Here is a 12001-nt window from a genome sequence, read left to right as displayed (position 1 = left end):
TTTTGGACGTGCCCATGCCAGCATTTTTTTCAGTCCAGCAGCACCTGCCGGTTGTCCTTGATATAGATAAACCCGGAAAGCAGGGTGGCGGCGGCAACGGCCCAGCAAAGGATCTGGGTGAACAGGGAGACAAGGCCCGCGCTGTCCGCCGGGGCGAAGAAGCAGGCAAAGTAATAAAAAATGATGGTGATCATTTGCAGCACGGTTTTTACCTTGCCCCACATGTTGGCGGCGATAACCCTGTCTTTCGCCGCGGCTATCATCCGCACCCCGGCTACCGCAAATTCCCGGAACAGCACCAGGGCCAGCACAACAGGATGGCACACCCCGTCTACCACCATGTAAATGAGGGCGGCGGTGGTGAGCATTTTGTCTGCCAGGGGATCGGCAAATTTCCCGAAGTCTGTTACCAGGTTCCGCTTGCGGGCCAGGTTTCCGTCCAGATAGTCCGTAAGGCTGGCTGCTGTAAACACCAGCCCGGCAAGCAGGCTGTACGCGGGATGAAAGTCTGCCTGCCCGTAATGGGACAGGGCGGCGAATACCATGAACACCGGCACCAAAAGCGCCCGGGCCAAAGTCAGCTTGTTCGGCAGGTTCAGCTTCATAGGTGTGATTCCTCCCCCATGTTTTTTGGCAGGGAAAAGCCTACAGGCTCCCCGTCCATGCAGTCTTGAATGCGGACTTCCACAAAGTCCCCGGGCAGGGGATCTTCCTCTGCTGTGAAGTATACCCGGCCGTCTACGTCCGGTGCGTCCATGTAGGAGCGGCCGAACCAGTACCCACTCTCCTCCTCAAAGCCCTCTGTAAGCACAGTGAGGGTTTTCCCTATGAGGGCGCGGTCTTTTTCCTCCATAATGGTAAGCTGGCTTTCGGTGATAAGCGCTGCCCGGCGTTCCTTGACCTCTTCCTCAAGCTGCCCCGGCAGCCCTGCCGCAGGGGTGCCCTCCTCCTGGGAATAGGGGAAGCAGCCCAGGCGCTCGAAGCCCACGTCCTTTACAAACCCTGCAAGCTCCTCGAAATCCGCCTCCGTTTCCCCGGGGAACCCGGTGATAAGGGTGGTGCGCAGGACGACCCCCGGCACCTTTTCCCGGATTCTTTTCATCAGGGCTGTCAGGCTTTCCCTGTCCCCCCGGCGGTTCATAGCCGAGAGGACTTTCCCGGAGGCGTGCTGGAGGGGGATATCCATATAGGGCACAATTTTCTCCTCCCGGGCCATGGTTTCCAAAAGCCCGTCGGTGATGGAGTCGGGATAGCAGTACAGCACCCGCAGCCAGCGAAGGCCCTCTATGGGGCACAGCCGGGCGAGAAGCTTTGAGAGGGAATATTCCCCGTACAGATCCAGGCCGTACCGGGTGGTGTCCTGGGCGATGAGCACCAGTTCCTTCACGCCGCCGGCAACAAGCGCCCTGGCTTCCTCCTCAATGCTTTCCATGGGCCTGCTGCGGTAACCGCCCCGGATGAGGGGGATGGCGCAGTAGGTGCAGCGGTTGTCGCAGCCCTCGGCAATTTTCAGATAGGCGGTAAAGCCCGGCGTGGAAAGCCTGCGCGCCCCGCACAGGGGCATGGCGGACTTTTCCGGGAAGCGCTCTAAAAAGCCCTTTTCCAGCATTTCCTTTACGCAGGCGGCAATATCGCCGTTTGCGCCGATGCCGAAGACCCCGTCCACCTCCGGCAGCTCCCGGTGGATTTCCTCCTGATACCGCTCGGCAAGGCAGCCGGTGACCACCAGCTTCCCGATGGCCCCCTCCGCTTTTAGCCGGGCCAGCTCCAATATGGTTTCAATGGATTCCTTTTTGGCGCTTTCAATAAAGCCGCAGGTGTTAATGAGCACGATGTCCGCCTCTTCCGGTTCCGCTGGCGTGAACCCGCCGGCTTCCAGCGCCGCAAGCAGCATTTCCCCATCCACCTGGTTTTTGGCGCATCCCAGGCTGATAATTCCTACCGTTTGTGCCATATGTGTTCCTCCTTGGCGGCTGCCAAAATGTGTTTGAAACTTTCCGGAAATGTGTGCAGCGTTTAGGGCTTACCAGAGCTTGTTTTCCCCCAGGGGAAGGGTGATAACGGTGTTCCGAAAATCCGCCCCATGGGCAATGGCTTTGGGGGAGAGCAGGGACAGCATTACCGTAAGGCCCAGGCTGCTGCTGGGAAAGGGCTTTTCTGCCGAGCCGCCTGTCAGGCACAGGTCAGGGCATGGCGTCCAGCCTGCCTTTTCATACAAAGGGACAAGGGAGGGCTGGCAGGTGAAAACACAGAGATCAGCCTGCCGCCGCTGGATGTCGGTATTCATCCTGCGCAGAAGGCTTAAGGCATAGCCCCTGCCCTGGAAATCCGGGTGGGTTGCCACTTCCGCCACGCCGCAGGCAAAATAACGCTCCCCTTTGTGGGTAAAGGAAGTGCCCGCCACCGCCCCATGGGCGGCAAGGCGCTCCCCCTCCATACGGCAGAAGGAGGCAAGGTGCTCCCGCTCGGGCCAGGGATCTGCAGAAAGCTCCGGCCAAGGGATGGCCTCCAGGGCCAGAATTTTCTCCCGGAGCGTCTCATCCCCGTTCTCCCTTGTCCAAACGCGCAGGCTGCTGTCCGCTTCCCTGACGAAAGCCCGCAGGATGGGGAAAAAATCCCCTTTTGCCGGGGTGAGGATGTCCCCGGCGGCGGCAAGGCGCTCCCATTCCTCCAGGGAGATCCATTTGGCCCCGTCTGTCTCCCCGGGCTGGAAGCGCAGGGAATCCGCAGGGAAATCCATCTTTACGCCGTATGTATCCATGAAGAAATCGTTTCGCTTGTCCCGGTACAGCAGGGTAAGCTGGGAAGGCGCAAGGGTTAGGCCGATTTCCTCCTGGATTTCCCGGATGGCGGCAAAAAGGCTTGTTTCCCCGGCCCGCACGCCTCCTCCGGGGCTTTCCCACATGTTGGGGCACAGATCCTTTTCCGGCGCCCGGTGGGTGCAGAGCAGTTCCCCTTTGCTGTTGGCAAACACCACTGTACACACCAGGTGGTATTCCCCTGGCTGCTGGACTGCGCCCCGGGGATGTGTGCGGCCTGTGGGCCTGCCCTTTTCATCATATATATCCCAAAGTTCCATAAAAACCGTCACGCGATACAGGGTTCCCGCAAGGCCCATACAAACAGCCTTTTGTGCCCGGTATCATGTTCTCCTTTGTATTTTTCACGCAGGGTTCTTTTTCCGCTGCTGGAATAATTAAAGCACAAATTGCCCCAAAGCGCAAGCGGCGGGAGGGGCACATCTATAAACTTCATTTTATTTCAAAGCGTCTGTTTTGGCTATTCGCGGTAAGGCGTGGTGACAGTGCGGACGGGGGTAAGCTTTTGCCCCAGCATGTCCTGGGCGGTTTTGCCGGAAACAGCCAGTTCTTCCCCGGCGCTTACCAGATGCAGTTCCTCCACGTCCGGCCAGGACGCGGAAATGGTGGCGGCCATGGCGGAGAGCATCTGTTCCCCCTCCGTTTCGGAAACGGAACGGAACCACTGGACGGCTTCCTCCGAAAGCTCCCAGGCAATAAGGCCCCCCTCCTGCTCTACAGAGAGCAGGGAGGCGCCCTCCGGCGCACCGCCCAGGGCTACCATCTGCTGCAGGAGGGCCTGGTGGGACAGGGGGCAGTTTGTCACGCTGTACAGCACAATTTCCCCCTTATCCACGCTGTATATGGAGGCCGTTTTTTTGACGCTATAAATCGTGGCGGAATCTACCCCATAGCCGCTGGAGGGGGTGGGGGTGTAAGCCTCTGCCCCAAGCCAGCCGTATTCCACGCTGCAATAGGCCAGCGCGCACAGGGATACTACTCCCAGGGCGATAAAGGGGATGGCGCTGTCCAGCCAGCGCTTGAAGCGGCGGAGGCGCTGGCTGCCTGTAAAGCCCTTGTCCTCCCGGCTGATGAGGAAGCTGTCCCACACCTCCTGCGGCCCGGACTCCGTAGGGGCGATGGCGGAGAGGACGGCCCCGGCCCGCTCTGGGGTAAGGCTTGTCCGTTTCAATCCCTTTTCCACCAGCTTACCTGCCTTTTTAGGGGAACAGCTTGCGGCCTGGGCCGTATCCTCCAGGCTCCAGCCCAGAGCCAGGCGGAGGTACAGCGCGGTTTTGTACTGGGGAGGCAGATCCAGCAGCGCCCGCAGGGCGTCTGTCATGGTAAAAGGCAGGCTGGAGCCAGGAGAAGCGGGAACGCTCCCTTTTTTCTTTTTCCGCCGGGGCCGGTTCCAATATCTGTCCATGCAAAGGGTGTGGGCGCAGCGGAACAGCCCGGCGTCATGGGCGGAAGCCTGTTTCCAGCACCGGGGGCTTAGGAGCAGATCGCATAAAAGGGTGTGCAGCAGGACGGCGGCGCCCTTTGGCCCGCCGGTGTGCAGGTAACACAGGGCAAAGAGCCGGGGGGCCTGGGAGAAATAAAGCTGCTCCACCTGCCGCAGCTCCGGGGATTCTGCCATAAATAGCGCTCCTTTCAGGGAGAGGTGTTTTCAGTTTTCTGCGGGGCGCGCTCCCTCTTTTTCCGGGCGCGGCGCTTTTTACGCTTTCTCTGCAGGTTTTGGAGATCCTGCCCGATGCCGCTGCACTCCAGCCACATGCTGACCTCCGCCCCTAAAAACAAAATATACATGCAGAAGAAAAGCCAGAACATGAGGATAACCAAAGTGGCAAGGCCACCGTAAATGGAAAAGTTGGAGAAGTTTTCCACGAACAGGGAGAAAAAGAAGGAAAACAGCACCCAGCCCGCCGCGCTGAAGGCCGCCCCTGCCAGGTTGTGGAGCAGGCGTACCCGCCGCCTGGGCAGGAAGGTGTACATGAGGGTGAAGAAGGCCAGCAGCAGCACAAAGCCCAGAAGGGACTTGAAGTTCATCAGCAGGGTGGCGAAAAAACGGGGAGACTTTGCCAGCAGAAAATTGTAGATGGTGGAGCCGAACACCAGCAGCACAGCGGCCAGCAGCAGCACCACAGCGAAAAGGATCACATACACCGCCGCCACAACGCGCATATGCACCAGGTTCCGGATTTTCTTCACCTCGAAAATTTTATCCAGCCCCTTGATAACCGCCACCATGCCCGCTGAGGAGGACCACACCGCTGTGATAAGGGCTACGGGCAGGATGCCCTCCGCTGTGATGGCAGAGGGCATAAGCCCCTGCACATATTCCGCCACAGCGCCGGGCAGGAATTCCAGGGCGGTTTCTATCAGGGTGAGGCCGGAGCTGAAATGGATGCGCTGCATGAGCGTAAGCAGGAAAGCCACAAAGGGCAGGAAGGAGATAATCAGGAAGTAGGCGGCGTGGGCCGCAGAGGAATCCAGGTGGTCTTGGACAACGCGATCCATAAACCAGCCGATATGCTTTTTTAGAAGCTTCATGGCGTTCCTCCTTTTTTCCAGCGGCAGGGAGCCGCTCTTAAAGCCCCGCGAAGAAGACCTTGGGGGCGCTGCCCCCAAGCCCCCGCAAATCCTTTTGGAAAAGGATTTGATTCTAAAACCGGACTTTTAGTTTGTTATACGGGGATTATACCATACGCGGCTATTATACCATGGAAAACGTGTTTTTACCACTGTTTCCGGGACGGTTTTTGCAGGCGGGGATAAAATTGCAGGGGCGGGGCGGGAAAGTTGCAAAAAACGAGGCTGGAAAGCCTGCGGGGGAGAGGCGGATTCCCGGATTTTGCCTGAAAAACGGGGGTTTGCAGTGGTTACAAAACTGAAACAACTCTGGGTTTCATGCAACTTTTCGCATTAAAATAGGCAAATGACACAAAAAGCAGAAGCGGGACAAGGGGATTTTTTCGGGTTTGCCAGTTGTCAAAAAACCATTCATCGTGTAAAATGACCCTATTGTGAATGATACGTGAACAGCGTGTGATTCCAAAATCAAACCTTATCAGGGGGAATTTGAGAATGAAACGCAGCAAGATTTTAGCGCTGGTTCTGGCAGTTCTTCTGGTAGTCGGCACCTTTGCGGCCTGCGGCGATGGCAGCAACAGCAGCACCGCAAGCCAGGGCGGCACCAGCAGCGCCGGCACCGATACCAGCAAGCCCGCCAGCGACGCTAGCGACGCCAGCGAGCCTGCCACCAGCGACACCAACAATGACGCGCCCGCAGGCGACGACACCCTGAACCTGGTGCTGACCATGGAGCCTACAGGCCTGAACACCATGAAGGCTACCTACAGCATTGAGTTCTCCATGTTTAAGCACATTTATGACAACCTGTACATGCTGGACGACAACGACGAGCCTCAGCTCTCCGCCGCCGACGACGTGGAGATTTCCGAGGACGGCACTGTCTATAAGTTCCACATCCGCGAGGGCCAGAAGTGGTCTAACGGCGACCCCGTTACCGCCAACGACTTCGCCTTTGCCTGGAAAGAAGTCTTGAACCCTGAAGTGGCCGCTGACTATGCTTACTTCATTTATGACACCCTGGCTGTGAAGAACGCTTCCGCGTACTTCAAGGGCGAGTGCGATTGGGAAGAGGTAGGCATTAAGGTGGACGGCGACTATAACCTGGAGGTTACCCTGGAGCACGCTGTTCCCTATGCTCCCTTCCTGTTCACCTTCGGCACCCTGTGCCCCATCAACGAGAAGTTCTACAATGAAGTGGGCGCTGACAAGTACAGCACCGAGGCCGAGTACTTCTGCACCAACGGCGCTTTCAAGATGAAGGAGTGGACCCACAACACCCGCATCGTGCTGGAGAAGAACGCCGATTGGTGGCGTGCTGGCGAAGTGTCCCTGAACACCATCAACTGGACTTACATCAAGCAGCCCCAGGCCGCCCTCAACGAGTTCCTGTCCGGCGGCGTGGACATGGTTGGCCTTTCCACTGCCGAACTGATTGATCAGGCCAAGGCTAACGGCTATGAGCCTACCAGCTTCAGCGATGGCGGCGCCTTCTATATCTACTTCAACCACAAGAACGAGTATCTGCAGAACAAGAACCTGCGCAAGGCCCTGGCTCTGGGCTTTGACAAGCAGGGCCTGTGCGACACCGTTATGAAGAACGGCAACATGCCTATGACCAGCTTCACCTGCCCTGACGTAGTCGGTTTTGACGGCAAGCCCTTCAAGGAGGGCCTGGACGCCTGGAACAATGGCGAGGCCCTGACTCCCGCCAATGGCGACCCTGAGGCTGCCAAGGGCTATCTGGAAACTGCCCTGACCGAGCTGGGCTGCACTGTGGAGGATCTGTCCGCTGCCCTGTCCATTGACTGCGGCGACGACGACTTCTCCGCTTCTATCGCTGCTTACTATCAGGAGCAGTGGAGGCAGAACCTGGGCATTGAAGTGACTGTGAACCCCATGCCCACCAAGAACGGCTCTGCAAACCGGGCGGACGGCAACTATGTCATGTCCATGACCGGCTGGAGCCCCGACTACAACGACCCCATGAGCTTCCTGGATCTGTGGGTGTCCACTGGCGGCAACAACCAGACTGGTTATGCCAGCGAGGAATATGACAAGCTGATTGCCGACGCTACTGTGGAAACCGACATGGAGAAGCGCCAGGAGCTGTTCTATGAGGCTGAGAAGCTTATCGTGGAGGATCTGCCCGTGGCCCCCTCCTACTGGAGAGCTCCCAGCTACGTGATTAACCCCGACCGCATTGCCAGCGGCGCACATCGTTCCCTCTTCCAGGACATCAACATGGTGTTCGTGAAGATGAAGTAAGAAACAGCGGCAAGCTGTAAATAAATACCGGAAGCACAGCGAGGGCATCTGAACTATAGGTGCTCTCGCCCTGCGGTATTTATGTGGTTTATCGTGAAAAAGTTGTAAAGCAGAAAAATTTCCTGTTGAAAACCCGTTCCAAAGGCAGTATAATAAGGGATGGGCAGATGAAAGAAGCGCGAAACCGGTACCGGTTTTCCCGGCAGCTTTTCTAAAAGCAAGAAAAGCTGAATGGAAAGGGTATGGGCACTGCGCGGATTATATGGAACGTTCAATTGTGCCAAAGGCGGCAGATGGAAAGTCCCCCCTTTGGCCCTTTTTATATAGCCTGCCTGTTTGGCAGGAAGCACGAAAAATCAACTAAAAAAGAGGAAAGGGGGAAATTGCCCTATGGCTAAGTATATACTGAAGCGGGTAGGCTATACCATTGTAACGCTGTTTGTGCTGGTTACGCTGACATTCTTCATGATGCGCCTGCTGCCCGGCGACCCGTTTACAGGCGACAAGCAGCTTCCGGAAAAGACCATGGAAGCCCTTAACGCCAAGTATGGCCTGGACAAGCCTGTGGCTACCCAGTATATCATATACCTTGGCAATTGCCTGCACGGGGATCTGGGGCTTTCTCTGAACAATGACCGCCCTGTGACCACCATCATTGGAGAATCTTTTGTCTGTTCCTTTGACCTGGGCATCCGCGCCGTCCTGATTGCCTTTGTGCTGGGCGTGCTGCTGGGCACCATTGCCGCCATCAAGCGGGGCAGGCCCACAGACACCATCTGCATGCTTATCGCGCTGATAGGCGTTTCCGTGCCCAGCTTTATTGTGGCGGCTGTGCTGCAATACTTTTTGGGCCTGCAGCTCTTCCTGCAGACAAAGCCTGTGCGTATTTTCGCCGTTACCGGCTGGGACGCTTTCAACTCGAAAATCCTGCCGGTGTTTGCCCTGGCCTTTGGTTCCCTGGCACAGATTTCCCGTCTGATGCGCACCAGCATGCTGGACGTTTTAGGCCAGGACTACATTAAGACAGCCAAGGCAAAGGGCCTCTCCCAGGGGGCCATTATCTGGAAGCATGCCATCCGCAATGCCATTATGCCTGTGGTTACAGTGCTGGGGCCAATCACCGCCAGCGTGCTGACAGGCGCTTTCGTGGTGGAAAGCGTGTTCGCTGTGCCGGGCCTGGGACGCTATTTTGTGGAGAGCATCCAGGTGCTGGACTACACCATGATTTCCGGTACCACCATTTTCTACGGGGCTTTCCTGATTCTGGCAAACCTTGTGGTGGACTTGACATATGGCTTTATCGACCCGAGAGTGAAGCTGGAGGAGGGCTGAGCAGATGGAAAAAATTGACAAGAGCCGTTTTGGCTGGGTGGGTGCAGACCCGGAGCACCGGGAAGGCATTTCCCGCCCAAGCCTGACCTACTGGCGGGACGCCATGGGCCGCCTGGTGAAAAACAGGGTGGCGCTGGTATGCCTGGTGTTTATTATCATTTTGCTGCTGTCCTGTATCCTGCTACCCTTCTTCTCCCCGTTCTCCAGCCGGGAGCAGCATTTGGCGGAAACCAACCAGGGCCTGTTCTCTGCCTGCGTGGACGAGCGCTTTGAGGGGCAGAACGCTGTGCATATTTTCGGCACCGACAAGCTGGGCCGCGACATGTGGACCCGCACCTTTGAAGGGGGCAGGGTGTCCCTGATGATTGCCTTTGCCGCAGTGTTTGTAAACCTGATTATCGGCATGATTTACGGCGGCGTTTCCGGCTATTTTGGCGGGGTTGTTGACAACGTGATGATGCGCATTGTGGAAATTGTAAACGGCATCCCCTATCTGATTGTGGTGCTGCTTTTGATGATGGTGCTGCCCAAGGGCACCTTCAGCATGGTGGTGGCTTACGCCACTGTGGGCTGGACGGGCATGGCCCGCCTGGTGCGCGGCCAGGCTTTGAGCCTGAAAAACCAGGAATTCGTGGTGGCCGCAGAGGCCATGGGCGCCAAGGCTTCCAGGATTATCGCCAAGCACTTGCTTCCCAATGCCCTTTCCGTCATTATCATCAACGTCACCCTGGCAGTGCCCAGCGCCATCTTTACAGAGGCTTTCCTTTCCTACATCGGCTTAGGCGTGCCGGTGCCCCAGCCTTCCTGGGGCGTGCTGGCCCAGGAAGGTGCGTCGGTGTTCCAGGTGTATCCCAGCAAGCTGTGGATTCCTGCCATCGCCATCAGCCTGACCATGCTTTCGTTTAACCTGCTGGGCGACGGCCTGCGGGACGCCTTTGACCCCCGCCTGAGACGCTGACCCGCTGGGAGAAAGGATTGAATCGAATATGGCTAAAGACATGAACAATAAGGTCCTCAGCGTGGATAACCTCCATGTGTCCTTTGACACCTACGCTGGGGAGGTGCAGGCTGTACGGGGCGTCACCTTTGACCTGCACCAGGGCGAGGTGCTGGCGATTGTGGGAGAGTCTGGCTGCGGGAAAAGCGTGACAGCCCAGACCATTATGAAGCTGAACCCCATGCCCCCCGCCCGCATTCCCGAAGGGGCGGTAACCCTGGGGGATGTGGACATTGTAAACGCCTCTGAAAAAGAGATGCAGAAGCTGCGGGGCAAGGAAGTTTCCATGATTTTCCAGGATCCTATGACCTGCCTGAACCCCACTAAAAGGGTGGGCAAGCAGATTGTGGAGGCCATTGTCCACCACACCCATATGAACCGGGAGGACGCCAAGGCCGAGGCCATCAAGTGCCTTTCCCAGGTGAACATCCCCAATCCCGAGGAGCGCGCCCAGCAGTATCCCCATGAGTTTTCCGGCGGTATGCGCCAGCGGGCCATGATCGCTATGGCCCTGTCCTGCAACCCCAAGGTACTCATTGCCGACGAACCTACCACGGCCCTGGACGTAACCATCCAGGCCCAGATTATGGATCTGCTGGCGGAAATCAAAGAGCAGGTGAACACAGCCATCATCTTAATCACCCATGACCTGGGCGTAGTGGCCAGCATGGCAGACCGGGTGGCAGTGATGTATGCCGGGAAGATTGTGGAAACCGGCACCTGCGAGGATATTTTCTACCGCAACGCACACCCTTACACCCAGGCGCTTTTAAAGAGCCTGCCCTCTGTGGATGCGGACAAGAAAGACCGGCTGGTGTCCATTGCCGGATCTCCCCCCGACCTGCTTGACCCGCCCAAAGGCTGCGCCTTTGGGGCCAGGTGTACCCACTGCATGCATATCTGCCGGGAGGAGCAGCCCCCGGAGTTTACCATAGGCGAGGGCCATACGGCCTCTTGCTGGCTGCTGCACCCCGACTGCCCCAGCGCGGAAGAAAGAGGTGAAAAGGATGTCTGAGAACAAAAAGGAAGTGCTTCTTTCTCTGGAGGACATTTGCAAATATTTCAAGGTTTCCGGCGGCACCCTGAAAGCTGTGGATCACGTAACCTTTGATATCCACAAAGGGGAGACTATGGGCCTGGTGGGAGAGTCCGGCTGCGGCAAGTCCACCCTGGGCCGGGTGGCTATGGGTATTTACAGCCCCACCTCCGGCAAGCTTTCCTATAAAGGAGAGGTTTTAAACCTTTCTAAAGGGGCAAACCGGTTCCGCTATGCCAAAAAGGCCCAGATTATCTTCCAGGATCCGTATGCATCCCTGGATCCCCGCATGACCGTGTCCTCCATCATTGAGGAAGGCATGGTTATCCACAAAATGTATGATGAAAAGCGCCGCAAGGAGCGGGTGTATGAGCTGCTGGAAATGGTGGGCCTGAACCGGGAGCATGCCAACCGCTTCCCCCATGAGTTTTCCGGAGGCCAGCGCCAGCGCATCGGCATTGCCAGGGCATTGGCTATTGAGCCGGAGTTTATCGTCTGTGACGAGCCGATTTCCGCCCTGGACGTGTCCATCCAGTCCCAGGTTATCAATCTGCTCCATGATTTGCAGGAGAAGCTGGGGCTGACTTACCTGTTCATTGCCCACGATCTGAACATTGTGAAGTATATCAGCGACCGTATCGCTGTAATGTATCTGGGCAATGTGGTGGAGCTGGCAAGCTCTGACGAGCTGTACCAGAACACCCTGCACCCTTACTCCCAGGCCCTGTTGTCCGCTGTTCCCATTCCAGACCCCAGCGCAGAGGCGCAGAAGCAGCGGATTATCATTTCAGGCGACGTGCCCAGTCCCATCAACACCCCGAAGGGCTGCAACTTTGCCGGGCGCTGCCCCCGGGCCTGCGACAAGTGCCGGGAATCTAAGCCTGTGCTGCAGGAGATTGTGCCCGGGCATTTCGTAGCCTGCCACCTGGTAGAGCCGGAGAAGTAAAGCTTCCCAGACTGTTTTGAAACGAAAAGGGA

Annotated in this window: 10 protein-coding genes; 5 read left to right on the top strand and 5 right to left on the bottom strand. The window is 57.3% G+C overall.

All coding sequences use genetic code 11. The features are described from left to right. Nucleotides 1-29: 29 nt before the first annotated feature. The 5 genes from pgsA to D1841_RS04225 all read right to left on the bottom strand — a co-directional run bounded on the left by pgsA (nt 30) and on the right by D1841_RS04225 (nt 5351). Nucleotides 30-599 carry a CDP-diacylglycerol--glycerol-3-phosphate 3-phosphatidyltransferase gene (gene pgsA, locus D1841_RS04245; protein ID WP_160642204.1) on the bottom strand — a complete coding sequence of 190 codons (570 nt, stop codon included), beginning with the start codon at nt 597-599 and terminating at the stop codon, nt 30-32. A gap of 2 nt (nt 600-601) precedes the next feature. Next, a complete protein-coding gene (rimO, locus tag D1841_RS04240) occupies nt 602-1954 on the bottom strand; it encodes a 30S ribosomal protein S12 methylthiotransferase RimO (RefSeq protein WP_160642157.1) in 1353 nt (450 codons plus the stop codon). Nucleotides 1955-2023: 69 nt separating this feature from the next. After that, nucleotides 2024-3118, bottom strand: a complete 1095-nt coding sequence (locus D1841_RS04235; protein ID WP_160642158.1) for a GNAT family N-acetyltransferase — start codon at nt 3116-3118, stop codon at nt 2024-2026. 161 nt (nt 3119-3279) lie between these two features. After that, entirely contained in the window at nt 3280-4437 is a 1158-nt protein-coding gene (locus D1841_RS04230; RefSeq protein WP_160642159.1) for an RNA polymerase sigma factor, read from the bottom strand. Between the two features lie 14 nt (nt 4438-4451). Then, nucleotides 4452-5351, bottom strand: a complete 900-nt coding sequence (locus D1841_RS04225) for a YihY/virulence factor BrkB family protein (protein ID WP_160642160.1) — start codon at nt 5349-5351, stop codon at nt 4452-4454. A 534-nt stretch (nt 5352-5885) separates the two neighbouring features. Between D1841_RS04225 and D1841_RS04220 the strand changes: the two genes are divergently transcribed. The 5 genes from D1841_RS04220 to D1841_RS04200 all read left to right on the top strand — a co-directional run bounded on the left by D1841_RS04220 (nt 5886) and on the right by D1841_RS04200 (nt 11969). Continuing rightward, a complete protein-coding gene (locus D1841_RS04220; protein WP_160642161.1) occupies nt 5886-7658 on the top strand; it encodes a peptide ABC transporter substrate-binding protein in 1773 nt (590 codons plus the stop codon). 390 nt (nt 7659-8048) lie between these two features. Beyond that, the gene (locus D1841_RS04215) at nt 8049-8990 is read left to right on the top strand and encodes an ABC transporter permease (protein ID WP_160642162.1); all 942 of its coding nucleotides are present in this window, start codon (nt 8049-8051) and stop codon (nt 8988-8990) included. Nucleotides 8991-8994: 4 nt separating this feature from the next. Further along, nucleotides 8995-9948, top strand: a complete 954-nt coding sequence (locus D1841_RS04210) for an ABC transporter permease (protein ID WP_160642163.1) — start codon at nt 8995-8997, stop codon at nt 9946-9948. A 28-nt stretch (nt 9949-9976) separates the two neighbouring features. After that, entirely contained in the window at nt 9977-11002 is a 1026-nt protein-coding gene (locus D1841_RS04205; protein WP_237076189.1) for an ABC transporter ATP-binding protein, read from the top strand. Continuing rightward, nucleotides 10995-11969 (top strand): ABC transporter ATP-binding protein, encoded by a 975-nt coding sequence (locus tag D1841_RS04200; RefSeq protein WP_160642164.1) that lies wholly within the window; start codon nt 10995-10997, stop codon nt 11967-11969. Before D1841_RS04205 ends, D1841_RS04200 begins: the two co-directional genes overlap by 8 nt. Nucleotides 11970-12001 lie beyond the last annotated feature (32 nt).

Origin of the sequence: Neglectibacter sp. X4 (assembly GCF_009917365.1) — a bacterium.
In the GTDB taxonomy this organism is placed as follows: Bacteria; Bacillota; Clostridia; order Oscillospirales; family Acutalibacteraceae; genus Acutalibacter.
Note: the sequence above shows the minus strand (reverse complement) of the source record. Positions and strands in the feature narration are given on the sequence as shown.